The 25,574-nt window shown below is 49.4% G+C and carries 24 protein-coding genes and 1 tRNA gene; 13 read left to right on the top strand and 12 right to left on the bottom strand.

Translation table 11 applies throughout. From position 1 onward, the window contains the following. Positions 1-278 precede the first annotated feature (278 nt). From BN102_RS06705 to BN102_RS06695, 3 genes are all read left to right on the top strand, one after another. Positions 279-719 carry an HU family DNA-binding protein gene (locus BN102_RS06705; RefSeq protein ID WP_021311233.1) on the top strand — a complete coding sequence of 147 codons (441 nt, stop codon included), beginning with the start codon at positions 279-281 and terminating at the stop codon, positions 717-719. Positions 720-918: 199 nt separating this feature from the next. Further along, positions 919-2,181, top strand: a complete 1,263-nt coding sequence (locus tag BN102_RS06700) for a carboxypeptidase-like regulatory domain-containing protein (protein ID WP_021311275.1) — start codon at positions 919-921, stop codon at positions 2,179-2,181. A gap of 49 nt (positions 2,182-2,230) precedes the next feature. Beyond that, positions 2,231-4,360: a DNA topoisomerase 3 gene (locus BN102_RS06695; RefSeq protein WP_019208345.1), complete on the top strand. Its 2,130-nt coding sequence runs from the start codon at positions 2,231-2,233 to the stop codon at positions 4,358-4,360. Positions 4,361-4,377: 17 nt separating this feature from the next. Here the strand turns inward: BN102_RS06695 and BN102_RS06690 are convergent, their stop codons facing one another. After that, complete coding sequence (locus tag BN102_RS06690; RefSeq protein ID WP_019208344.1) at positions 4,378-5,784, bottom strand: methyltransferase RsmF C-terminal domain-like protein; 1,407 nt, start codon at positions 5,782-5,784, stop codon at positions 4,378-4,380. A gap of 376 nt (positions 5,785-6,160) precedes the next feature. Here BN102_RS06690 and BN102_RS06685 point away from each other — a divergent pair, with 376 nt between their 5' ends. From BN102_RS06685 to BN102_RS06675, 3 genes are read left to right on the top strand one after another with little or no spacing between them, the layout of a single operon-like run. Beyond that, positions 6,161-7,489: an alpha-L-fucosidase gene (locus BN102_RS06685; RefSeq protein WP_036787650.1), complete on the top strand. Its 1,329-nt coding sequence runs from the start codon at positions 6,161-6,163 to the stop codon at positions 7,487-7,489. Between the two features lie 34 nt (positions 7,490-7,523). Next, positions 7,524-8,318 (top strand): thymidylate synthase, encoded by a 795-nt coding sequence (locus BN102_RS06680; RefSeq protein ID WP_019208341.1) that lies wholly within the window; start codon positions 7,524-7,526, stop codon positions 8,316-8,318. A gap of 21 nt (positions 8,319-8,339) precedes the next feature. Then, positions 8,340-8,852, top strand: coding sequence for a dihydrofolate reductase (locus BN102_RS06675; RefSeq protein WP_019208340.1), 513 nt, complete (start codon positions 8,340-8,342; stop codon positions 8,850-8,852). Positions 8,853-8,891: 39 nt separating this feature from the next. On the opposite strand, the gene BN102_RS06670 is transcribed toward BN102_RS06675, so the two are convergent. Continuing rightward, complete coding sequence (locus BN102_RS06670) at positions 8,892-9,368, bottom strand: Lrp/AsnC family transcriptional regulator (protein ID WP_019208339.1); 477 nt, start codon at positions 9,366-9,368, stop codon at positions 8,892-8,894. Between the two features lie 252 nt (positions 9,369-9,620). On the opposite strand from BN102_RS06670, the gene BN102_RS06665 reads away from it, so the two are divergent. Beyond that, positions 9,621-10,910, top strand: a complete 1,290-nt coding sequence (locus BN102_RS06665; protein WP_019208338.1) for an IgA Peptidase M64 — start codon at positions 9,621-9,623, stop codon at positions 10,908-10,910. Beyond that, a complete protein-coding gene (locus tag BN102_RS06660) occupies positions 10,911-11,456 on the top strand; it encodes a GNAT family N-acetyltransferase (protein ID WP_019208337.1) in 546 nt (181 codons plus the stop codon). Positions 11,457-11,506: 50 nt separating this feature from the next. Here the strand turns inward: BN102_RS06660 and BN102_RS06655 are convergent, their stop codons facing one another. The 8 genes from BN102_RS06655 to BN102_RS06620 all read right to left on the bottom strand — a co-directional run bounded on the left by BN102_RS06655 (position 11,507) and on the right by BN102_RS06620 (position 16,890). Next, on the bottom strand, positions 11,507-11,968 hold the full coding sequence (locus tag BN102_RS06655) for an ExbD/TolR family protein (RefSeq protein ID WP_019208336.1): 462 nt from the start codon (positions 11,966-11,968) through the stop codon (positions 11,507-11,509). 2 nt (positions 11,969-11,970) lie between these two features. Beyond that, the gene (locus BN102_RS06650; RefSeq protein WP_019208335.1) at positions 11,971-12,564 is read right to left on the bottom strand and encodes an ExbD/TolR family protein; all 594 of its coding nucleotides are present in this window, start codon (positions 12,562-12,564) and stop codon (positions 11,971-11,973) included. Between the two features lie 40 nt (positions 12,565-12,604). Continuing rightward, positions 12,605-13,072: a hypothetical protein gene (locus tag BN102_RS06645; protein WP_019208334.1), complete on the bottom strand. Its 468-nt coding sequence runs from the start codon at positions 13,070-13,072 to the stop codon at positions 12,605-12,607. Positions 13,073-13,080: 8 nt separating this feature from the next. Then, on the bottom strand, positions 13,081-13,866 hold the full coding sequence (locus tag BN102_RS06640; protein WP_021311255.1) for a MotA/TolQ/ExbB proton channel family protein: 786 nt from the start codon (positions 13,864-13,866) through the stop codon (positions 13,081-13,083). A gap of 69 nt (positions 13,867-13,935) precedes the next feature. After that, positions 13,936-14,023: transfer RNA gene (locus BN102_RS06635), tRNA-Ser, on the bottom strand. Between the two features lie 157 nt (positions 14,024-14,180). Next, positions 14,181-14,969, bottom strand: coding sequence for a TatD family hydrolase (locus BN102_RS06630; protein WP_019208332.1), 789 nt, complete (start codon positions 14,967-14,969; stop codon positions 14,181-14,183). Continuing rightward, entirely contained in the window at positions 14,969-15,946 is a 978-nt protein-coding gene (locus BN102_RS06625; protein ID WP_083867220.1) for a polyprenyl synthetase family protein, read from the bottom strand. The genes BN102_RS06630 and BN102_RS06625 overlap by 1 nt, the downstream gene beginning before the upstream one ends. 254 nt (positions 15,947-16,200) lie before the next feature. Beyond that, entirely contained in the window at positions 16,201-16,890 is a 690-nt protein-coding gene (locus BN102_RS06620; protein ID WP_021311248.1) for an energy transducer TonB, read from the bottom strand. Between the two features lie 178 nt (positions 16,891-17,068). Between BN102_RS06620 and cmk the strand changes: the two genes are divergently transcribed. After that, positions 17,069-17,764 carry a (d)CMP kinase gene (gene cmk / locus BN102_RS06615; RefSeq protein ID WP_019208329.1) on the top strand — a complete coding sequence of 232 codons (696 nt, stop codon included), beginning with the start codon at positions 17,069-17,071 and terminating at the stop codon, positions 17,762-17,764. Further along, positions 17,754-18,656, top strand: coding sequence for a 4-hydroxy-3-methylbut-2-enyl diphosphate reductase (locus BN102_RS06610; RefSeq protein WP_019208328.1), 903 nt, complete (start codon positions 17,754-17,756; stop codon positions 18,654-18,656). Before cmk ends, BN102_RS06610 begins: the two co-directional genes overlap by 11 nt. A 212-nt stretch (positions 18,657-18,868) precedes the next feature. Here BN102_RS06610 and meaB read toward each other — a convergent pair whose 3' ends face one another. Then, positions 18,869-19,966, bottom strand: a complete 1,098-nt coding sequence (meaB, locus tag BN102_RS06605) for a methylmalonyl Co-A mutase-associated GTPase MeaB (protein ID WP_021311236.1) — start codon at positions 19,964-19,966, stop codon at positions 18,869-18,871. Positions 19,967-19,971: 5 nt separating this feature from the next. After that, complete coding sequence (locus tag BN102_RS06600; protein WP_083867219.1) at positions 19,972-21,066, bottom strand: DUF1573 domain-containing protein; 1,095 nt, start codon at positions 21,064-21,066, stop codon at positions 19,972-19,974. A 238-nt stretch (positions 21,067-21,304) separates the two neighbouring features. On the opposite strand from BN102_RS06600, the gene BN102_RS06595 reads away from it, so the two are divergent. The 3 genes from BN102_RS06595 to BN102_RS06585 all read left to right on the top strand — a co-directional run bounded on the left by BN102_RS06595 (position 21,305) and on the right by BN102_RS06585 (position 25,572). After that, a complete protein-coding gene (locus BN102_RS06595; protein WP_035455777.1) occupies positions 21,305-22,477 on the top strand; it encodes a Gfo/Idh/MocA family protein in 1,173 nt (390 codons plus the stop codon). A 155-nt stretch (positions 22,478-22,632) separates the two neighbouring features. Next, positions 22,633-24,174, top strand: a complete 1,542-nt coding sequence (locus BN102_RS06590) for an SUMF1/EgtB/PvdO family nonheme iron enzyme (RefSeq protein ID WP_036787643.1) — start codon at positions 22,633-22,635, stop codon at positions 24,172-24,174. Positions 24,175-24,195: 21 nt separating this feature from the next. After that, entirely contained in the window at positions 24,196-25,572 is a 1,377-nt protein-coding gene (locus BN102_RS06585; RefSeq protein ID WP_156810953.1) for a Gfo/Idh/MocA family protein, read from the top strand. Positions 25,573-25,574: the final 2 nt, after the last annotated feature.

The raw sequence follows: 25,574 nt of genomic DNA, 5'->3' as shown, positions 1-25,574 counted from the left end.
AAAGATGCTAATCTTTTAGTCAAAAGATTAGGAACTTTCCTGAGAAAGATTAGTATCTTTTCCCAGAAAGGTCAGTTGCTTTTCCCCAAAAGATTAATTTGTTAGTCGATAGGAGGCTATTTCTTTTCCAAAATTAAGTTGAAAGTTTTTTCCGAGAATTTGTTGTCTTTTCGGAATGAGTTTATTATCTTTGCGGTTGAGACATGAAAACAACCTTTCGTGAGTCAACTCCTCCGGCTCCGGAAGGCGCACACAAGGGGGAACTAAATTTAACGACTATGGCGAATAAACCGTTGCAGTACGTTCTGATTGAACGTAAATTGAATGTCGGCGCAAATGCCGGCAAAATCGTGCAGATTGCCCACCCGACGGGGCGACACCGTGTGAATTTCCGCAATTTTTGTGAACGCGTGGCGAAGTCCACCACCTTCAACCGACAGGAAGTGGAGGCGGTTATCAACTACGCTACCGAGATCGCCAAGGACATCGTAGCGAACGGCGACATTGTGGAGTTTGGCGATCTGGGCTCGCTGACTCCGTCGTTCAAGAGCAAGGCCGTGCCCAAGGACGAGAAGTTTCTTGTCAACGTACACATCGAAAAGCCTGTGGTGCGTCTCAACCCGTCGCGGAAGTATTTCACGCTCACCGATGTGACGTATGAACAGGTAGAGCCCAAGCCGAAGAAAGGAACGCAGCCGGAGCCCGGACCGCAACCTTGATCCAGGGGGATTTACAACCGGACGGCGGGGCGGAGGCTCCGCCGTTTTTAATTCTACGTCATCTTGATTCTACGCCATCATGGAAAGCTCACCCTCCTTCGAAAAATAATCGGGAAGGCATTGTTTTTTATCGACTCATTGATTATTTTTGTGGAGAAGAGATATTACTTAACGCGTCCAATCTTTAAATCAGTGAGTTATGAAAGCAATTAAATTCCTAATCGTTTGTTTATTTGTTAGCTGGCTGCCTTCCTTGGATACCTCTGCCCAGTCGGAGGATGAAAAGTATATTACCGTTAGCGGTGTGGTCAAAGACCGTTCGAATAAAAGAGAATTATCACATGCAAGTGTCACGGTCGTCGGTCAAGAGACGGCGACCGTAACCAATGCGGACGGCGAATTCATCCTGAAAATCCCTTCCTATCATAAGGAAATGAGCATCGACATTTCTCACATGGGATATCTCAGCTCCCGTATCAAAATCGATAACCGGGACATGCTCGGCCAAACTTTCTGGCTGACTCCCTCGAGCAACCTTATCGGAGAAATCGTCGTCGAAGGTTATGAACCGCGTTCCTTAGTAAAAAAGGCTGTGGAGAAAATAGCCCACAACTACGACCCTCAAAATAGGTTGCTTACCGGTTTCTATAGAGAGACGGCCAAGAAGAAACGCCACTTCATCAATATTTCCGAAGCTATCGTCAATATCTATAAAACGAGTTACAAGGAAGATCATTCGCGCGATAAAACCGCTATCGAAAAAGGACGTAAGTTGGTCAGCACGAAATTAAGCGATACGTTAGCCGTAAAACTTATCGGCGGACCGAATATCGCCGTCAATCTCGACATCGTAAAGAATATCGATTTGCTTTTCAGCCCCGGTGAGATGGAAAACTACGATTATCACATGGAAGATATCACCGACCTCAACGGTAGGCTGCAATATGTCGTCTGCTTTGCGCCTCGTCGTATCGTACCCTATGCTTTGTATGTGGGCAAAATCTACATCGACAAGGAGCGTCTTTCCGTTACCCGTATAGATTTCTCGCTCGACTTAAGCGATCGATTGAAAGCTGTTCAGGCCATCCTGAAGAAGAAACCGGGAGGATTGATCTTCAAGCCCCAAGAAGTAGCGATTCATGTGGATTACACCGAACACGACGGCGTCAGTTATCTCAGCTACATTCAAGACGTGATACGTTTCAAGTGCGACTGGAAAAAGAAACTGTTCCATACTAACTATACCGTCACCGCCGAGATGGTGATAACCGATCGAAAGTCGGGACAGTCGGCAGATATTCCGAGAAAGATGAGATTCAACGAACACCAGGTGCTCTCGGATAACGTCACTACGTTCTATGACGAGAATTTTTGGGGGCCCTATAATATCATCCAGCCGGACGAGTCGTTGGACAAGGCGATAGAAAGGCTCAAGAAACAACATAAACCGCAAAACGGCTGAGCGTATCGCCTGTTTTTCGTACCTTTGCTCCGTATTTAGCATTTGGATTATGATCGTATGTATTGCCGAAAAGCCGTCAGTGGCTCGCGACATTGCCGAAGTACTGGGAGCGAAAAATAGGAAAGACGGATATATCGAAGGAAACGGATATCAAGTTACGTGGACTTTCGGTCACCTCTGTACGCTTAAAGAGCCCGACGATTACACTCCTGCATGGAAAACCTGGAGTCTGTCCAATCTGCCGATGATCCCGCCGCGCTTCGGCATCAAGTTGATCGACAATGATGGCATAGCGAAGCAATTCCACATCATAGAGGGGTTGATGCAAAAGGCGGATGAGATCGTCAACTGTGGTGATGCCGGGCAGGAAGGCGAGCTCATCCAACGCTGGGTGATGCAAAAGGCGAAAGCTACCTGTCCGGTAAAACGGCTGTGGATCTCTTCGCTTACCGAAGAGGCTATTCGCGAAGGATTCAACCGACTGCAAGACCAGTCGGAATTCAAATCCTTGTACGAAGCGGGGTTAAGTCGCGCTATCGGCGATTGGTTGCTCGGGATGAACGCTACCCGCCTGTATACCTTAAAGTACGGACAGAACCGACAAATCCTTTCCGTCGGACGCGTACAGACGCCTACCCTCGCACTGATCGTCAACCGCCAACAGGAAATAGAACACTTCGTGCCGCAACAGTATTGGGTGCTCTCTACGATGTATCGCGAAATCTTATTCCATGCGCTCATCCAAAAGAACGACGAGGAAACGACACCGGCGGAAGACGATGCCGAGGAAGACGATAAAGGAACGAAAAAGCCGGTCGAGAATCGGGGAATCCCGCCCATCATCGATCTTCGCAGAGGACAGGAACTGCTCGAAAGGATTCGAGAGGCTCTTTTCAATGTCGTCGAAATCACCAAGAAACGAGGCCGGGAGGCGCCTCCCCGGCTGTTCGACCTGACTTCCCTGCAAGTGGAATGCAACAAGAAGTTCGCCTACTCGGCCGATACGACTCTCAAGCTGATTCAGTCGCTCTATGAAAAGAAGGTGACTACCTATCCGCGTGTGGACACGACCTACCTCAGTGATGATATCTATCCCAAATGTGCAGGTATCCTCGCCGGTATCAAAGGATACGACAACCTGACAGCTCCCTTGATCGGAACGAAGCTGAATAAACCGAAGAAGGTGTTCGACAGCTCGAAAGTGACGGATCATCACGCTATTATCCCTACTGATCAGGCCGCTATCAACCTCACGGATGCGGAACGGAAGGTGTACGACATGGTTGTCCGCCGCTTCATCGCCGTATTCTACCCTGACTGTCTTTTCGATACGACAACCGTTATCGGAGAAGCAGATCAGATAGCGTTCAAAACGTCGGGCAAGATCATCAAGGAAGAAGGCTGGCGTGTCGTATTCCAACAGGATGAGAAACATCCGAACTTCACCGCCGACGCTTCCGATGACTCGACCGATAAGGAAGAAGAAACGCATCCTCTTCCTCAGTTCAAGAAAGGAGAGAGCGGTCCGCATGAGCCCCTGTTGACAGAGAAATGGACGCAACCGCCTCGCCCATATACGGAGGCGACTTTGCTCCGAGCCATGGAAACGGCAGGGAAACTGGTGAATAGCGACGAACTGCGGGATGCGCTCAAGGAGAACGGCATCGGGCGTCCTTCCACCCGCGCCGCCATCATCGAGACACTGTTCAAACGGCATTATATCCGTAAGGAACGCAAAAACTTAGTCGCCACCCCGACAGGCGTAGCGCTCATCGGACTGATTCGCGAAGAGCTGTTAAAGTCGGCCGAACTAACCGGTATTTGGGAAAAGAAACTGCGCGAGATCGAAAAGAAGAGCTATGACGCAGCTACCTTCTTGAACGAATTGAAGCAGATGGTGAACGAGATCGTGCAGAACGTGCTCAGTGACAACTCGAATAGGAGAATCGCCGTCGCCGAAGAGGCGGAAAAGAAAGCTGCTTCGAGGCGCTCTGAGGTATCGCGTAGGCCGGTCGATCGACCGACAAAGTCGGCAGTCCCGACCGTTCCCGAGAAATTAGACGATAGCTGGATCGGGCAGCCTTGTCCGCTGTGTAAGCAAGGACACATCATGAAGGGAAACGCTGCTTACGGATGTTCCGAATGGAAGAACGGATGCGACTTCCGCAAGCCGTTCTAAGCGCTCCCTCGCTCTGCTTACCAGCCCAGCGACAAGCCTTCGGGCGAGCGCCCGCTGCGGATTCGCCATTCAGTCGGGTACAGATTATTGGCACGATGCCCGAGGTTCTTCACAAACCCCAGAGGCATTCCCCTATAAACCAGCAGCACATAACCGCTATGTACCGACGGATCCAACGTTACGGTTTCCTTCCTCAGATAAGCTACAGCCTGCTCGTACGAGATCTCCGCACAAGCGAAAGCCTCCGCATTCAGAGCCGTGCTCATGGCTAAGGAGTGATTCGGAACGAGGTCCTTGCCCTTTGTTTCGCCGATGAGGAGGCCCGATTGCAAGACGTGCAGATAGCGTTGCACCCAAGCAATATCATCGACCAGACTCTTATGAGTGGCGCAAATCGTGTGACCCTGCACGGCAAACGCATACGAATCCGCGTCTTCCACCCACCGAAAGGCGTCGTTCGGCACGATTCCGCCACAAGGTTTACCGCTTTTCTGTTTCTTCGGAAGCATCGTTCCTCTCTTCTCTTCTCCGGTTTTCCGAAGAATGGCCAGGAACAATCCTTCTCCCTTCGTCTGATAAGGCAGGAAACGATAGACGGGAAACGGCATCCCCGCCCTATTCCCCGTAATATGCCACTCGGAGGAGACGGGCACGCCCAGTACTTCTGCGCCGAGTTCTTTGACGATCCACACCACGTTTTCCTCATTTTCTTCCTTATTGAAAGTACACGTGCTGTAAATAAGCAATCCACCGCACTTGAGCGCCGGCCACGCGTCCGCCAGAATCTTCCGTTGACGGCGCCAGCAGCTATTCACGTTCTCTACGCTCCAGTCCGTTATAGCTGCGGCATCCTTACGGAACATTCCTTCGCCCGAACAGGGCATATCGGTCAGCATCACATCGAAAAATGCGGGTAAGGCGGAGAAATCTGCCGGATCATTGCGGGTTATTACCGCATCGGGATGCCCCCATTTGATCAGATTCTCAACAAGCACGTGCGAACGGTTTCGCATTACCTCGTTAGCTATCAGCAGACTTCCCTCAGGCAAAACACTGCGCGCCAGCGTGGACTTCCCGCCAGGGGCGGCACAAAGGTCGAGCATTTTCACCGGTTCGCGCACCAGCGTACGCAAGACGTGCGCCAAGAACATCGACGAAGCCTCCTGAACATAATAAGCTCCGGCATGAAACAGCGGATCGAACGTAAAAGCCGGTCGTATCGGCAAATAAGAACCGTCTCGACACCAAGCAACCGGTTCGTACTGGACAAGAAAGGTCTCTCCTCCCTTCTGCCGACTCAGCTTAGCCTTGTTCAGGCGGATGCTGACAGGGGGCTCCTCTTGCAAGGCGGCGACCAGTCGCTCATAGTCATCGGCTCCGAGAAGCGCCGACGTGCGCTGTTTAAAATCCAGAGGCAATTTCATTGCGTTTCGCTAATTTTCAAACAAAAGTACAACAATATTTGCATTTTCTATCGGGAAAACCTTTCGAACTGCACGTCCTCTCGGCGACTTAGTCGATCGATACGCTTTCGTCCTAAAGAGTCGAGGAAGCTCTCCGAAGCTGATATCATATCCTGTAAATAAAGATCATTTGCCGGAATTGATGTCATATTTCGGGGAACTTCCGACGAAAGACGCTGCTCTCGGGCCGACGTCCTGCAAATTCGTTCCCTCCTTCTAACGGGAAGAGACGAGAAAGAATAAATGCAATAATTTGCCGGTTCCCGAAATTAACCTTATATTTGCCGTACCGGAACAAAGACGCCCTATGGGAATATCAATCCAATCAAAGAATATCATGAGAATACAAACATTAAGAAAAGGCCTGTTGGCAGTAATGCTCCTAACAGCAACGGTAATGGCGGCGACATCCTTCGCCCAGAGTTACACGACGCGGTATGAACCCACTCGGGAAAATTTAAAGGCACGAGAAGAATTTCAGGACGAGAAATTCGGTATCTTCCTGCATTGGGGAATATACAGTATGCCCGCCCAAGGCGAGTGGTACCAAAACAACAAGAACATCAAGTGTTCGGAATACGATCTGTTTGCCTCCGGCTTTTATCCTTCTAGGTTCAATGCTGCCGAATGGGTGTCGGCCATCAAAGCTTCGGGGGCCAAATATATCACCATCACCTCGCGCCATCACGACGGATTTTCCATGTTCGGCACCAAGCAATCCGATTTCAATATCGTAGATGCTACCCCCTTCCACCGCGATATCATCAAGGAATTAGCCGTAGCTTGCCAAAAGCAAGATATCAAGCTTCATTTCTATTATTCGCACTTGGATTGGCATCGCCCCGATTATCCGTTGGGCAGAACGGGACACTATACCGGTCGACCCGCCGATCAGCAAAATTACGATAGCTACTTCCGTTTCATGAACAATCAGTTGACGGAATTGTTGACGAACTACGGGCCTATCGGCGCGATCTGGTTTGACGGTTTGTGGGATCACAACAAGGATTTCGACTGGCGCCTCGATGAACAATATGCATTGATTCACAAACTTCAGCCGGCTTGCCTGATCGGGAACAACCACCATCGCAATCCCTATTCGGGCGAAGACTTCCAGATGTTTGAAAAAGATCTCCCCGGACAGAACACGACCGGTTTCTCGGAAGGAGCAACCATCAGTCGACTGCCGTTGGAAACCTGCGAGACGATGAACGGCATGTGGGGATATAAAATCGAAGACCAAAACTACAAGACCACCGAAGAACTGATTCGGTACATCGTCAAAACCGCCGGCATGAACGCCAACTTATTGATGAATATCGGACCTCAGGCCAACGGTGAACTGCCCGCCGTAGCCGTCCAACGGCTTAAAGAAATGGGCGAATGGATGAGCCAGTACGGCGAAACCATTTACGGTACGCGCGGCGGAGATGTGCCTCCGCACCACTGGGGAGTTTCCACACGCAAAGGCGACAAACTCTATCTTCACATCACAGACCTCAAAGACCGGGTATTGTATATCCCATTGGCGGCAAAAGTGAAGAGCGCCGTGCAGTTCATCGACAAGAAAACCGTCCCGTTCAAACCGCAGGAAGGGGGTATCCTGCTCCTCTTGCCGAAAGTTCCGACGGAGGTAGACTACGTGATCGAGCTGACGCTTAAATAAATCGAACAGCCAGCTTGTTCCGAAAAAAAACGAAATGAAACAGTATTTAGATCTCCTCCATCGCATCCTGAGCGAAGGTATCCGTAAAGCTGACCGTACCGGTACCGGTACGGTCAGCATCTTCGGCAATCAAATGCGGTTCGACGTAGGCGAAGGTTTTCCGCTGCTCACGACGAAAAAACTTCACCTGAAGTCCATCATTTACGAACTGTTGTGGTTCCTGAAAGGTGATACCAACATTGCATATCTCCAAGAACACGGCGTGCGAATATGGAACGAGTGGGCCGACGAGCACGGTGACTTGGGGCCGGTTTACGGCCATCAGTGGCGCGCGTGGCCGGACTATCGAGGAGGCGCTATCGATCAAATCCGGAATGCGGTCGAAATGATTAAACATCATCCCGACTCTCGGCGGATTATCGTCAGCGCTTGGAATCCGGCGGAAGTAGACGAGATGGCGCTGCCTCCCTGCCATTGTCTGTTCCAGTTTTATGTCGCCCAGGGAAGGCTGAGCCTGCAATTATATCAGCGCAGCGCCGACACCTTCCTCGGTATACCGTTCAATATCGCTTCCTATGCGTTGTTATTGATGATGGTCGCTCAGGTGACGGGATTGAAACCGGGCGATTTCATTCACACTACGGGCGATACCCATCTCTATGCGAACCATATCGAACAAGTGAAACTCCAATTGACGCGAACTCCCCGTCCGTTGCCGACGATGCAACTCAACCCCGAGGTGAAAAATATCTTCGACTTTCGGTACGAAGACTTCAAACTGAAAAATTATGATCCCTGGCCGCACATCGCTGGAAAGGTAGCCGTATAACCCGCAAAAACAAAAAACAAGATGCCGCATATCGCCCTCATCGCAGCCATTGATAAGCATAATGCTATCGGGAAAGACAACGAGCTGCTGTATCGTCTTCCCAACGATCTGAAGCGATTTAAAACATTGACCACCGGCAATACGATCATCATGGGACGACGGACTTTCGAATCGTTGCCCCAAGGTGCCTTACCCCATCGAAGAAATATCGTCCTGAGTCGGCGATGCGACGTGGATTTTCGAGGAGCTGAACGTTATGCCTCTCTGCAGGAAGCATTGACGCATTGTCGTACGGACGAAAAGGCGTTCGTCATCGGCGGAGCTTCGGTATATCGGGCGGCACTTCCTCTGGCGGACGAACTCCTGTTGACGTTTGTCCATGACGAAGCTCCAGAAGCGGATGCCTACTTCCCGTCCGTCGAATGGGAGGAATGGGAAAAGATCAGCGAAGAGATGCATCCTGCCGACGATAGACACGCACATCCGTACAGCTTCGTCGATTACATAAGAAGAGAGAAGGCGGAGAAAAAATAACTGTTCAACTCCTTATTGTACGTATCATACGCATTTCGGTCAGTATTGGTCGTCCACCTTAGGAAGAGGCATCTGTCGCTTGATGGCCTCATTAAATGAAATGAGCGTCTCAGAGCGAGCTACGTTCAATTTCTGCAAACGGTCATGAATGATGCTTAACAAATGGTGATTGTTCTTCGCATAGATCTTGATGAAGATATCGTATTGCCCCGTCGTATAATGACATTCTACGACTTCGGGGACCTTCATCAGTTCTTTGGTCACCTCTTCGTATTGGGAAGGATCTTGCAAATAAAGTCCGATATAAGCACAAGTCTCATACCCGATGCTCTCCGGATCAAGAACATATTGCGATCCCTTTATTACACCCATCTCTTGCAACTTCTGAACATGCTGATGAATGGCAGCTCCGGAAACGTTACAAGCGCGGGCAACTTCCAAGAAAGGAATACGTGCATCGTTGGCAATCATATCCAATATCTTTCTGTCCAACTTATCCAAACGATATCGTGCCATATAATAAACAATTAATTCACTGGAACAAAGATAATATATATATCGTACATATCCATATTTGCCGAAAATATTTGTTAAGTGTTGTGGATAAAAATTACGGAAATGGCGTTGACTTCCGACGTAGCCAGGCAACACGACAAATATTACATGCAATGATTCAGTAACGCCATTTCGTTTTTTTTAAATTAAGTTGTATCTTTGCCGTATGCAACATGCTTGCCGAATTTTTTGTATTATTCAAAATCTCATTGTATGAAAAGACTTGTTTTATTCCTCGTTGTCCTGACGGTTTACAGCCGGCTTCGGGCACAAGACTTCGATACCTACTTCGAAGACCGTACGCTGCGTATCGATTACCTGTTCTCGGGAAGCGTCGATAAGCAATACATCAGCATGGACGAGTTAATCTCCTTGCCGGGATGGGCGGGTAGACGGCATCGCTTATCGGAGGTGCTGTTGGAAGGAAACGGCGAAGCGATCATGACGGATAAGGCTACCGGAGCAGTGATTTACCGGCATACTTTCTCGTGTCTGTTTTTAGAATGGTTGGGCGAAGCAGAAGCAAAACAATTGAGCAAGTCGTTCCAACACACCGTTTTACTTCCTTTCCCGAAGCGGGAGACGGAAGTGAATATTTGCATCAAGAACGCACGGCGCGAAGTAACGGCGTCGATGACCCATCGAGTGAAACCCGACGACATCTTGATCCATCGGATGGGAGAAGACCGGATCACGCCGCACAAATATTTATTACGAAACGGCGACCCGGCTGATTGCATCGACATCGCCATCATGGCCGAAGGTTATACGCGTGAAGAGATGGATACATTCGAGAAAGATGCGCGAAGAGCCGTCGACGCATTGTTCGATCACGAGCCTTTTAAGAAGATGAAAGAGAACTTTAATGTTGTCCTCGTACAAAGCATCTCCGAGGATAGTGGAGTAAGCATTCCGAGGAAGGGAGAATGGAGACGGACGGCCGTCGACTCCCACTTCGACACATTCTATTCAGACCGATATCTGACCTCCAATCGAGTGAAGAAAATAAACAACTGGCTCGCAGGTATCCCTTATGAACATATCATTATTCTGGCCAATTCGGATACGTATGGCGGCGGCGGCGTTTACAACGCTTTCACGTTGACTACTGCTCACCACAAGATGTTTGAACCCGTCGTGGTTCATGAATTCGGTCACAGTTTCGGCGGGCTGGCCGACGAGTATGCCTATGCAGATGCACCGAGTCCGCTCTATCCGAAGGATATCGAACCGTGGGAACCGAATATCACTACCTTGGTCGACTTTGCAAGCAAGTGGAAAGACATGGTTCCGGCGGGAACGCCTATTCCTACTCCGCCTCAGGCTGAAGAGCCGGAAATATATACCGTCGTCGGCGCTTATGAAGGAGCCGGGTATACGAGAAAAGGTGGCGTATATCGTCCCGTTACGGCATGCCGAATGCGAATCAACGAGGCGCCGGCTTTCTGTCCGGTCTGCCAGCGCGCTATCGAACGACTGATCGAATTCTATATCCGAAAATAAATGGATATCCGACCGATCACTACCGCTGAGGAAGAATCGTACCGGTTCGTAGAGAACTTATTGACCGAGGCGTTTCCTGCCCACGAGAGGCGGGATTTGTCTCAACAGCGGTTTCATACCGATTGCCATCCGTTGTTCAAGTGCCACGTCATCGAAGAGGCAGGTATCCCCATCGGGCTGCTGACTTTTTGGGACTTTGCGGAGTTCGGTTATATCGAGCATTTCGCCATCAAGTCGGAGTTGCGCAATCACAGATATGGCGAGAGGGCACTGAAGCTGTTGCAGTGGCGAATAAAGAAACCGATCGTCGTGGAAGTCGAACATCCCGATGATGAGACAGCCGAACGTCGTATCCGCTTTTATGAACGGGCAGGGTTTCGGCTCTGTCCGTTCGATTATTCGCAACCGCCTTATCGAGAAGGAGACGCGCCCTATCCCATGCGCCTCATGGGATATGGAGACATCGCCATGGAAACACGCTACGAGGCGATAAAGAAACGATTATATAAAGAGGTATATTACGTGGAGATTCCTCCGCAAGAATAAAAACAGAGGCTGGTCGGAATGACCAGCCTCTTGTTTCATGTTAACCCTTTTTATTGCCGTTGGACGGCGGAATAGTTGATATTTAAAGCGTACGCTTTACGAAGCGCTTGTTTCACCTCTGTGATGATACCCATCTTCGTATCCTTATCGGCTTTGATGGATACCGTCATAAACGGTTGATCGGCTTCGTTCATGTTCTCGCGTTCCTGATAGATGTAATCTTGCACTTCATTCGGTTCTGCAAACTTATCGTTCAGCTGAATGCGGCTCTCGGATCCCATCTTCTTTACGAATTCAGCCAATGGTTTGCCGATATAGATAAAGGAAACCAATGACTTCTTCTCCAATTTTTCCAGCTCGGTGGCGACGGGCGCTCTGAACTCGACCCTCAAAGTCACCTCGCGCATACTTGTTACGATCATAAAGAAGAACAACATGGTGAAGATCAGGTCAGGAAGCGAAGAAGTATTCAAGGCGGGCATCCCGCGTTTCTTTTTATTAAATTTACTCATACTTACTTTCCTCCATATTTTCTTGGTTCAGCTTCCGAAATCTTTTGCGGATAGAATAGCTTGATCGCATTCTGCTGTGCTTCACTGCATTCTTTGAACTTTTTCCCGAACTTGGTCTTTGCCAGTTCGTCGCGAAGTTCGTTGTAAGCAGCCACCAGCTCATTCTGAACGCTGATATACGTTTGATAACTTGTACCCACGTCGTTCTGTACGGAGATGACATGGTTCTCCGTTATCCGACAGTCGCCTCCCAGCAAAGGAATGTTTTTCACATGCTTTTCCGGCAGGTTCGGTTCGTCATTGGGGTTCGCAATAAATTCTTTTGCTTTTTCTTTGAGTTGCTTAATGTCGATCCATTCGTTGGTACACATCAGTTGGTTATCCTTGTTCAAACGAACTTGGAGGACATTACGTTCCTTTACAATAATATTATCATCTTGTTTCTGAGAAGGATCGGCCGGTTGCGGCAAACGCCTGGCCAAGCCGCGGTCAGTGTCCATGGATGTTGTAATAAGGAAGAAGATAAGCAACATGAAAGCAATATCGGCCGTAGAGCTCGAATTTATCTGCGGAACCTCTTTTTTATTTCTTGCCATAATTACTTTCTTTATTAAGTATTAAAACGATCGGATAATATTACTTGATTTTCTTAAAGAGACCGCTCAAATTCAAAAAGGTACCGATAACAGCTACTGCCAACAAGAAGAAGAGCGAGTAGAGCATCATATCCGTCACCTTCAACCATAGCGAATCGGTGTAAACGGAGCCGTCGGTCAATGTCATCGGATTGCTGGAAGCGACTCCGTAAGTAATTATTAAGAGAGCTACCAATAGGACATCAAACGCCAAAAAGCGCAACCCGGTTTTCGGCTCATGCCTTAAGAGAGAAACCAAATGAATGAATTTTCCTACAAAGAACATGATAAAGGCTACGGTAACCATCGCGTACATCAGATAAATCAGTGCATCCGTATTTTCCGGGGCTTTCCGATCGCCGACCATATTGTTATATCCTACAAAATAGAACAATCCCAATACAACCAGAATGACCGCAAAGAGGACATAAAGAATCCGATAAGAAAATTTATAAGATAACTTTGCCATTATTCTACTTATTTATTGTATTTCAAGTTGTACTTCATAATCATATCGAGCAAGGTGATAGAAGAATCTTCCATATCGCTCGTGAGTTCTTCGATCTTGGAAAGGATATAGTTGTAGAATACCTGAAGAATCAAAGCTGCAATCAAACCGAAGATGGTTGTAATCAAGGCGACTTTCATACCGCCGGCCACAACAGTCGGAGAGATATCGCCAGCCTGCTGGATCTGGTCGAACGCCATGACCATGCCGACCACTGTTCCCAAGAATCCCAACGACGGAGATATAGCGATGAACAAGGTGATCCACGAGCAACCTTTCTCCAGATAACCGGCCTGCACACCACCGTAAGAAGTAACCGAGCGTTCTACCACGTCAAGTCCTTGGTCTACTCTCATCAAGCCCTGATAGCAGATAGAAGCTACCGGTCCACGCGTGTCACGGCAAACGGACTTCGCACCTTCCAAATCGCCTTTTTCAAGATTTTCCTCAATGCTTCTCATCAAGTTCTTCGTGTTTACCTGAGCCAAGCTTAGGTAAACGATACGTTCGATACAGAAAGCAAGACCGATCACCAATGCGATGGCTACCAACGACATAAATCCGGCACTACCTTCGATAAACTTCGTCTTTAATTCTTTGTGGATGCCTCCACCACCTTCGGGAACGACAGCCGCTTCAGTTTGTTCTGTTTGAGCAGGTTCTGTAACCTGAACTTCATCCTGAGCCCCTACAGGTTGAACTGCACCTAACGTAAGAATTCCCATCACTGCAAGAATTGCAAATAACTTTTTCATTGTGTGTCTAATTTTTTAAGATTAAATAATTAATTATTGTTTAACATATTAATTTCACTGCTTACGGTGCGGAGAAAGCGGGATTCGAACCCGCGATACCCTTTAGGGGTATACACGCTTTCCAGGCGTGCCTCTTCAACCACTCGAGCATCTCTCCCTCGTTCTCCACGCGACAAACATGTCAGTTTTTCATTAAAACGGGTGCAAATTACAAAGAAATTTGATAATTGCAAGCGAATTGTCCAACAAATGTATTGTTTTTTTTTAATCTGTCGTCGTCTCGGGGGGAACAATATCCGATTAGCGGGCCAAAATTAATAAACTTTATAGACTTCTTCCAACCTTTTGAAAACTTTTAATGCATTTTTAGTCGTGATCCGGTCTATTTCCTCCAAATTTCGCCCGTAAACGGCAGACAGCTTCCGCGCAATATCTTTTACAAAGCTGCTTTCGTTTCGTCGGCCTCGATGAGGAACCGGCGCCAGATAGGGAGCATCGGTTTCCAAAACGATTCGATCCAAAGGAACTGTAGCGGATAACACTGGGGCAAGCGTACTGTTCTTGAAAGTCAGTATGCCGTTTACGCCCAACATGAAACCGTTGTAATCCAATAAGGCATCAGCTTCTTCCGCCGTTCCCGAAAAACTATGAAAAACGCCGTTCAGCCGATTCTTATAAGGTTGCAATACGTCGAACAATTCGGAGAAAGCCGACCTGCAATGGATCACCAAAGGCAAGTCGTATTCCATCGCCCATTGCGCTTGCATGTCTAAGGCTTCTTGTTGTTCTTTCAAGTATGTTTTGTTCCAATAGAGGTCTATTCCCACTTCTCCTACGGCGATAAAGCGCTGCTCTTTTAAGAAGTTCTTCAGGAGTGTTAGACGCCGTCTGTAATCCTTGTCGATACACTCGGGGTGGAAGCCGAGCATCGGATAGCAGAAATCGCGATACGCTTCGCAAACGTTCAAGAGCGCATGGATCGTAGTCTCGTCTTCGTTGGGAAGAAAAATTTTCTCCACGCCGGCCTCTTTCGCCCGTCGCATCACTGCTGCTCGGTCCTCGTCAAAAGCCTTGTCGTATAAGTGAGAATGCGTATCGATCATTACAAATTCCTTTTCATCAAGGTATTCACAAAATTTTCCAATTCTCTTTTATATTCCGACCGACCGCTCACTTGGTCCAACATTGTCAATCCTTCTGCATAAAGCGAATCGATCTTTTGCAAACATCTAGTTCCGATGTCGAGCTGATCGTAGATAGAAGTCATCGCTCGTATCTTTTCCTCCGGGCGATAGTCCGTCGTACGAAGCCAACACAAAATCCGTTCATATTGTTCTGCGTTTGAAAGCCGACAGGCCGAGATCAGCAGGAAGGTTTTCTTGTTCGCTATGATATCTCCTCCGATCGGCTTTCCGAAAATTTCCGGATCGCCGTAGACATCCAGATAATCGTCCTGCAATTGGAAGGCCAGACCTATTTTGATGCCGAAATCGTACAGCTTTTGTACATCTTCTGCCGAAGCGTCTCCCAGGATCGCGCCGATTTTCAATGCGCCGGCCAAAAGAGTCGAAGTCTTAAGACGGATCATTTCGAGGTACTCTTCGACGGTTACGTCATCCCGTGCTTCGAAGTCCATATCCCGTTGCTGTCCTTCGCATACTTCGAGGGCGGCTTGTCCGAAGGCATCGAGTACTTGTTTTACATAGAGTGAATCGCAATCCGCCATCAGCCGATAGGCCAGCACGGTCATCGCGTCCCCCGACAGGATGGCGGTATGCTCATTCCATGCCTTATGTACGGTCGGTCTTCCGCGCCGCATGTCGGATCGATCCATTACGTCATCGTGAAGCAGCGTAAAATTGTGATAGATTTCGATGCCGACAGCTTGCGGAAGGACGGTATCGACTTTCTCCTTATATAATAAGTAGGATAGTGTCAGCAATATCGGGCGCAATCTTTTTCCTCTCAGAGAAAGCTCGTAATTGATCGGGGCGTACAATCCTTTCGGCTCCCGATTCAGCGGCAATTCCCGGAGATATGCATCGATCTTTTTGCCTAACAGAGAAGAAGAATAAATCATCATGCGAAGATAAAACGGTTCGATAAAAAGGGGAGAATTTGAGTGCAATGGGAAACAGCTCTTAAGGTTATCGGCTCCTCCCTTGCGATAGGGGAGGTGGTCGGAGAGCCCGGAAGGGTATGAAAAGAGGGGCGCAGGCGGTAACCTGCATACCCCTCTCAGTGTTTCCTGTGCGGTTTTCCTAACTCAGGCGCTTGAGGTAATCCGCTCCTCTATACTTTTGTTTTGACATACCTCCCTATCGGGTACTCGTTCTACTGTAACCGGAATATGACGGGTACGGTATATTTCACACGCACCGGTTTACCGCGCTGTTTGCCAGGTTTCCACTTGGGCATGGACTGCACCACGCGCAACGCTTCTTTATCCAGGTAAGGGTCGACTCCGCGTGCCACTTCGGGGTCTACGATCGAGCCGTCGCGATTGACGACGAACTGGATGACTACGCGTCCCTGCACGCCGTTCTCAGCCGAGATGGTCGGATAATGAATGTTCTTGCTCAAGAATTTCAGACATTCTCCCATACCGCCCGGGAACTCCGGCATTTCCTCTACGACTTGGAAGATTTGTTCTTCTTCCGGTTCTTCTTCCACTACGGCTTGAACGGGCGTGTATTTTACTTCTACCGCTTTTTTCGTATCATCCGATGCCTGGATGGTCGACTCTTGCACATCGGCATCATTTTTCACGATTTCCAAGACTTCTTCCACCTTGGGTATTTCTGCGGGAGGGGGAGCTTGTTTGGGTTGTTCCTGTTCGGTGATAGGAATAATTTCTTCTTCAAAATCCACAGCGGTTATACCTGTATCCGTGTTGACCTTTTTGTCGCGATCACTCCATTCGAACGCGACAAACGTGACAGCCAGGATAAACACATAACCGATCAGCAGCCAGGTACTTCTTTTACCTTCGAGATCTGCTTTGGGAGATTTTTTAACTTCCATAATAATGTGTTTAAAGGTTGCGTGCACCATTGCACGCCACAAATATAGTTTTTCCCTTCAAAAAGAAAAAATAATAGCTGGATAAAATATGCTAAATCTTTTTATTTTCTTTCCCGGCAAGTGTTTATCATCAACTTTTCTTATCTTTGTTTCGTATAAACATTCCTCTTCTTTCAGTATGAAAAAGATTGTCATTGCGATAGACGGCTATTCTTCGTGCGGTAAAAGCACGATGGCCAAAGAATTGGCGCGGAGGACGGGTTATCTCTATATAGACAGTGGGGCGATGTACCGCTGTGTGGCGCTCTTTTGTTTGGAAAACGGTTTGTTCCACGGCGAGCACATCGATACGCAGGCGCTGAAGCAGGCGCTTCCCGCATTGAAGATCACCTTCGGGCTCGATCCTGAAACGAAGCAACCCGTTACCTGCCTGAACGGAACGAATGTAGAAAATAAAATCCGTACGTTGGACGTTTCGAATCGGGTGAGTCGGGTAGCGGCATTGCCGTTCGTGCGCGAATCGCTGGTCGGTCAGCAACAGGCTATGGGCAAAGGGAAAGGTATCGTGATGGACGGTCGGGATATTCAAACCGTTGTATTCCCGGAGGCAGAACTCAAGATTTTCGTCACGGCCTCGCCCGAAGTCCGCGCCCGACGACGTTACGACGAATTACGAGGGAAAGGGCAGCACGTTTCGTTCGAGAACGTACTGCAGAATGTAAGAGAACGGGACTATATCGACGAACACCGGAAAGTGAGCCCGCTGCGGAAAGCCGACGATGCCGTCGTACTCGACAACAGCGATCTGACCGTCGACCAGCAAAACGAATGGCTGATGGAACAATACAGAAGGGCGGTTGAGGATGAAGGTTGAGATAGACGAAGGGTCCGGTTTCTGCTTCGGGGTGACCCGCGCCATCCGATTGGCGGAAGAGGAGTTGGCCAAAGGGGACGCTTTGTACTGCTTGGGTGACATCGTCCACAACGACCAGGAATGCGAACGACTGAAAAAACTCGGCCTCATCACTATCGACCACGCGCAATTAGCCGAGCTCCGCCATGTAAAAGTTTTGTTTCGGGCGCACGGCGAACCTCCCGAGACTTACCAATTGGCCCAAAGGAACGACGTTCAACTGATCGATGCCACCTGCCCGGTGGTATTACGATTGCAAAAGCGGATCAAGTCGCAACACGACCGCTCGACGTCTGCCGGCAAGCAAATTGTCATCTACGGGAAAAACGGCCATGCCGAAGTGTTGGGACTGGTGGGACAGACGGAAGGAGAAGCGATCGTTCTGGAACACCCCGAAGAAGTGAAAAAGCTCGATTTCGACAGGGATATCCGACTTTATTCCCAAACGACCAAGTCGCTGGAGGAATACTGGCAAATCATCGATTATATCCAGACGCATATCTCGCCTGCGGCGACGTTCGAATACCACGATACCATTTGCCGACAGGTAGCCAACCGCATGCCTCGCCTGCGGGCCTTCGCACGGAACCACGAACTCCTCATCTTCGTCAGCGGCGAAAAAAGCTCCAACGGCCGAATCCTTTACCAGGAATGCAAAAATGTGAACCCCAACACCCATCTGATCTCGCAACCCGAAGAAATCGGCAGCGAGTTATTAGAAGGCATTGCTACCGTAGGTATCTGCGGCGCCACGTCTACGCCTGCTTGGCTGATGGAGGCTTGCCGAAACCGCATCCTCGAGTTGGATGCCGCATCTTCTTTAAGTGCTGCTGATCCACTCGGCGGGAGCTAAAATTCGTTTTAGGCGCTGCTGATCCACTCGGCGGGAGCTAAAATTCGTTTTAGGCGCTGCTGATCCACTCGGCGGGAGCTAAAATTCGTTTTAGGCGCTGCTGATCCACTCGGCGGGAGTTAAAATTCGTTTTAGGCGCTGCTGATCCGCTCGGCGGGAGCTAAAATTCGTTTTAGGTGCTGCTGATTCGCTCAGCGGAAATGGAACGGGGATTACTTTGACAGCTTCCCGAAATATTCGTCCAAGAGTTTGTTGGCAGCGACGAAAGAAGTCATTTTCCCCATTTGCACATCGCGTTCTGCTTGTTTCAAACTGTCTGCAATGTGTTCGTTCCGGTAAAAACTGTTTTTCAACTGCTCGTTGATGGTTTCGTACATCCAATATTTCGCCTGTTCGTTGCGGCGGTACTCGAAGTAGCCGTTCTGCTTCACAAAGGCGATGTACTCGTCGATCATGTTCCAAATTTCTTTGATACCCAATCCGTAGAAGCCTGAATAGGTCAAGACTTTCGGTGTCCATCCCGAATCGGGGACAGGGAAGAAATGCAGGGCGTTGCGGAAATGCGTCGCCGCCATCCGGGCTTTATCCACATTATTGCCGTCGGCCTTGTTGATCACGATGCCGTCGGCCATCTCCATGATGCCGCGTTTGATGCCCTGCAGCTCGTCGCCCGTGCCCGCCAATTGGATGAGCAGGAAGAAATCGACCATGCTGTGGCAAGCGGTTTCGCTCTGCCCTACTCCCACCGTTTCGACAAAGATCTTATCGAATCCGGCGGCCTCGCAGAGGATGATGGTCTCGCGCGTTTTTCGCGCTACGCCGCCCAACGATCCGGCCGACGGGCTGGGTCGGATAAAGGCGTTCGGATGCGTAGCCAGATGGTCCATGCGGGTTTTATCGCCTAAAATGCTCCCGTGCGACCGTTCGCTGCTCGGGTCGATAGCCAGCACGGCCAGCTTGCCTCCTTTTTCCAGTTCGTGCAGGCCGAATACGTCGATAGAGGTGCTCTTGCCTGCTCCGGGCACTCCGCTGATGCCTACGCGGACGGAATGTCCCGAATAAGGCAGGCATTTTTCGATGACTTCCTGGGCGATGGCCTGGTGTTCGGGGCGGAGGCTTTCGATCAGCGTCACGGCCTGACTGAGTACCGTTACGCTTCCTTTGAGAATGCCTTCTACGTAATCGGCCGCCGAGTATTTGCGGCGCGCTTTCCGCTGCGTTTTCAAATAAGGATTCACGATGGCCGGCTGCGGTACGCCGTCGTTCACTTTCAGTCCTTTATATCGTCGATCGTTTTCGGGATGTTCCATCTCACTCATTCGTTTAATGCTACTTTTACTTTAATAATCACTTTGGGTTGGTTCGGATCGTTGGTGATCATCAGTACGCGAGGGGTATTCTTGATCTTACGCAAATGATTTCCGTAGACCGTAATCTTCAGCTTGGCTTTCTTTCCGGGAGGCAGGATGCGCCTGTTCAACTGCACGCCGAGGGCGGAATTAAACACCTGCAAGTCTTGGATCTCCAGCTTCGATTTTCCCGTATTCGTAATTGTTATCCGGGCATTCCTCTCTTCCGTCTCCATCATCGTGCCGATCTCCAATTCTTTCGTCGAGAGCGTGACCACGGGCGGATGCTCTTGCCGGTCTACATCCAGATGCGAGAAATCGGGCAGATTGACTACCGAAATCGGGATTTCGTTCTCTTCGCCCACCATGTCGCCGGGATAACGCGCCAGATAGACCGAGGCCGTAGTAAGTCCCAACTTGGGCAATTTCTCGCTGTCCAGCATCACTTTGATCTTACCCACCCGATTCTTTTCGATCTTTTCCGGAGTCACCTCCGCAGAGAGATAAGGAGGCAAATGCATCAGTACCGGGGAATAGATGCCGTCGGAGCCGTTCATCACCTTCAGCTCGACCGAGGGCCGATCTCCCTTGTTCACTTCGTCGAACTCGATCGAAGCCCGATCCAAGCGGATAGGCCCGATCTGGTTGGGGAACGAAGAGATATCCTCCGTCCATTCCGTCGCCACCTCCCCACGGAAAGTCAGATACACGGGCTGCCTGTCGGCATTCGTATATACCGCCGCGTATTTATGGAAATGTCCTAACTGCTTAGCATCGTACGTCACATTGATTTCAGCCGATTTCCTGGGAGCAATCGTCGTCTTCGGCCAGTCCGCCACCGCGCAAGCGCAAGAGGTTTCTATTTTCCGAACGACGAGCGCCTCGTTTCCCGCATTGACCAACTTGTAGCTCACCGTCACAGGCGCTTTCCACAAGATGATACCCAGGTTTTTGTCCGGCGTTTCCACCTTTACTGCCGGTTGAGCGAGAAAAGAACCCGTCGAACCGATTAAAACGACGAATAAACAGCCGATATGTTTTATCTTTCCGATCGATTTCATGAGGTGCAAGAGTCTTGGTTCGTCCAAACTAATTCCATGCAAAGATAGCAAAAAACCTCCCGCAGCGATTAATTTTCGCCATTATTTATTTTTAGTTCGAATTCGATCGCATGCCCTTTTCGTCTCGCCAATCACTTTGACCGGTCGAAGAGAAAAAATAAATCTGTTCCTCCACGAGAATCAAAAAAATAATGACTATTTTTGGGTCGAATATCAATATTTAAATCTAAAAGATAAAATGGAAAACAGAAAACTTAGAATGGGTATGGTAGGCGGAGGCAGCGATGCTTTTATCGGCGCCATCCATCGCCGCGCCGCCCTCATGGAGAATCAAATAGAACTCGTTTGCGGCTGTTTCAGCATCGATCCGGAAATTTCACGGAGTTCCGGCCGCTCTTACTTCATCCCCGATAACCGAATCTACCCGACTTGGCAGGAAATGATAGAAAAAGAGGCCGCCCTTCCACACGAAGAGCGCATCGATTTCATCACTATCGTCACCCCTAACAAGTTTCATTATGAACCGGCGATGAAAGCACTCGAAGCCGGATTCAACGTCGTGATAGACAAACCGATGACTTACTCGCTGGAAGAAGCCTTGAGGCTGCGCGACAAAGTCCGCGCGACAGGCTTGACATTCGCTCTGACCCACGTCTATAGCGCCTATCCGGCAGTAAAAGAAGCGAAGAAACGCATTGCACGCGGAGACATCGGCAAAGTGCGCCGCCTCTTCGTGGAATATTCGCAAGGCTGGCTCACCCAACGCATCGAACTGAAAGGAGGGAACAATGCCGTATGGCGCAACGATCCCAAAGCAGCCGGAAAAGGAGGTTGCGTAGGCGATATCGGCACGCACGCCTGGCACCTGGCCGAGTATGTGACCGGTGCAAAGGTGACAGAGGTCTGCGCCGAACTTCAACATATCGCCGACGGACGCCCCCTGGACGACGATGCATGTGCTTTCATGCACTTCGACCAGGGGTTCTCCGGCCTACTGCAGGCCACGCAAATCGCTGCGGGCGAAGAAAACAATATCCGCTTGCGCGTTTACGGCGAAAACGGCGGAATGGAATGGCGACAGCTGGAACCCAATACTTTATATATGAAATGGATCGACCGCCCGACAGAGGAAATCCGAATCGGTAACGGCTACGCTTCATTGACCGACTTCACCAAGTGGAATACGCGCATTCCCGGCGGACACCCCGAAGGTTTCATCGAAGCGTTTGCAAACATCTACCGCAACTTTGCATGGACGGTTCGTGCCAAAGCGAATAATGAAACACCTACCGAAGAGATGCTGGACTTCCCTACCGTCGAAGACGGCGTGCGCGGTATGCAGTTCATCGAAACCATGGTGAGAGCCGGCTATCACAAGGAGGTAAAATGGCAAAAATGGATCGAGAAATAATAAAAAAATACACCCATCATTTGCCGATATATAAAAAATCACTAAATTTGGCATCTTGAAGAGGATAGGCTCGCGGCGCATTTTCAATGGAACCTTCCCTCAGCGAAGGATGGGATATATGCAGCATACCACCGCAGGATCGTTTTAATTCTATTATGGCAAATTCAAGTAATAAAAAGAAGAGATCTTTACTTGTAGGTTTAGGAGGACTTGTTATCGGAATAGCAGCAATGATCGCATTCGATTGGATGTGGGAGGCCACCTCGACCAACGAATCTTGCATGATGTGTCATTACCATGAGAAAGCAGATGCTGCATGGAAGCAATCCGTACATTATAACAATAACAAAAGCGGTGTAAAAACTGATTGTGCAGCTTGTCACCTTCCGCCTCGCGGCACTTTCAAACACTTTACCGCAAAAGCGAAGATGGGTATCAAAGATATTTGGTCGTATATGACTAAAAAGAAAGAAGACATCAATTGGGACCGCAAAGGCGAATTGGATTATGCGCAAAAGATCGTGTATAACGAATCTTGCAAAGCGTGCCATGCCAATCTTTTCCCGAAAGGTATCTCTGACGACGGTATCAAGGCTCACCTCTATTACGAAGAGAACGAAAAGAAATTCGATCTGCAATGCATCAGCTGCCACTTGGACGCGGGACATTACAATCCGAATTACAAACACAGCAAGATGGAAGGAAAGGCCCTGACGAACAACAGAACGAAATATGAGGCCGCCGCCATCGTTACCGACTTCAAAAATTACAAGGAAACGGTTCCCGGAACCGCTGCATCCATCGATATGATCGCTATTCCCGGAGGCTCATTCACTATCGGAAGTCCCGATGATGAACCGTTCCACCAGACAGACGAGGCGCCTCAGCGCCGGATCGCCGTTTCACCGTTCTTTATGGCTGAAGTGGAAGTGACGTGGGATCAGTTCTGGGCGTTCTACAACGAAACGATGTCGGAAGGACGCACCTCGCCGGAGACTATCTACGCGAACAATTCGCGCGATGATCTCGACGCCGTTTCCGGCCCCACACCTCCGTTCGGCTTCCCGGATCAAGGCTGGGGAATGGGCAGTCGACCGGCAATTACCATGACTCATTACGCCGCAGAAACATTCTGCCAATGGTTGTCGCTGAAGACGGGCAAGCGCTATCGCTTGCCGACAGAGGCCGAATGGGAATACGCTGCTCGCGGGGGAACAACTACGCCGTACTTCTTCGAAGGAAATCCGAAGAAGTACACCAACGAAGGATTTTGGAACAAACTGTTCGGCGTCGACACCACGAATATCAACGGCTACGTCGTCTATGCCAACAACAGCATGGATAAGACGCAAGAACCGTCGAAGGTCAGAGCCAATCCTTTCGGACTGAAGAATATGTTGGGCAACGTGATGGAATATTGCGCCGACAAGTACGATGCGGAAGCATACAAGCACTGGAAAGACGGCGATAAAGATCCCCTTAACGAAAAAGGTCAGGAATACGTCGTGCGCGGAGGGAGCTATCGGGACGACGCGTCCGCACTTCGTTGCGCAACGCGGGGACATACCGAAAACGACGCTTGGCTGAAGACCGATCCGCAAAATCCGAAGAGCATCTGGTGGTATTCGGATATCAAAGGCATCGGCTTTCGTGTCGTTTGTGAAATACCGGAAGGAATCCATATAAAACAACAATAATTTTAACCCTAAAAAATTAATATCATGGGAAAGAATAAAATTAGCCGTAGGTCGTTTTTTTCATACTCAGCTATGCTCGGAGCATCGGGTATGATCAGTTCGTCATCCATTCTCTCATCGTGCACAGGCAAGGAGAGAGGTTCTGCAAACACTCCGTTGAAACAACCGGGTGAATATTACGTACCGGAACTTCCGGACAAAGCCGTCGAGGGCAAAGCGTTGAAAGTCGGTTTGGTCGGATGCGGCGGTCGAGGTTCGGGTGCGGTCGAAAACTTACTAGAAGCGGCCGACGGCATTACCGTAGTCGCTTTGGGCGACGTGTTCTCCGATCGGTTGGAGAGCGTAAAGAAAATGTTGGCCGAAAAATACGATCAAAAGGTTCCCGACGAAGGGTGTTTTGTTGGATTCGACGCCTATCAGAAAGTGATCGATGCGGGTATCGACATGGTCATTTTAACGACCCCTCCGGTGTTCCGCCCGGCTCACTTCCAATACGCAGTCGAAAAAGGCGTACATGCGTTCCTGGAGAAACCCATAGCTGTCGACTCGAAAGGATATCGTACCATCATGGCCACGTCGAAACAGGCCGTCGCCAAAGGGCTCAGCGTAGTAACCGGCACGCAGCGCCATCATCAGCGTCCGTACGTCGAAGCTTTCCAAAAGATTCAGGAAGGCCTGATCGGCGAAATCACCGGCGGTAACGTTTACTGGAATCAGGGCATGCTGTGGTACCGTACGCGCCAACAGGGATGGAGCGATATGGAATGGATGATCCGCGACTGGGTGAACTGGAAATGGTTATCCGGCGACCATATCGTGGAACAGCACGTGCATAACATTGACATCTTCCTCTGGATGACCGGATTGCATCCCGTTAAAGCAACGGCGGTAGGAAGTCGGCAACGCCGCATTACAGGCGATCAGTACGATAACTTCAGCGTCGATTTCGAATTCGGAAACGGCATACATCTACATAGTATGTGCCGGCAGATAGACGGTTGCAGCACGAATGTCAGCGAATTCATCCAAGGCACGAAAGGATCCTGGAACAGTGAAACGCATGAAATTAAAGACTTGGCAGGCAACGTGATCTGGAAATTCGACGAAGAAGCCTCTAAAGCCCAGTTCAAGCAACAGAATCCGTACGTGCTGGAGCACGTCGATTGGGTGAACCATATCCGCAAGGGCGAAGGCCACGACGAATCGGAAGAAACAGGCATTTCTACCCTGGCGGGCGTGATGGGACGCGAAGCCGCCTACACGGGGCAAACCATTACGTGGGACGATATCACGGCATCCGAAATGGATTACTTGCCGAAGAAATTGGAATTCGGATCGATGGATATGTCTACGTATACGGTTCCGGTTCCCGGAAATGCAGAAATGGAAAAGAAATAATC

The sequence above is a fragment of the Phocaeicola abscessus CCUG 55929 genome, assembly GCF_000312445.1.
GTDB classification, from domain to species: Bacteria; Bacteroidota; Bacteroidia; order Bacteroidales; family Bacteroidaceae; genus Phocaeicola; species Phocaeicola abscessus.
This window is presented reverse-complemented; position numbering and strand designations above follow the sequence as displayed.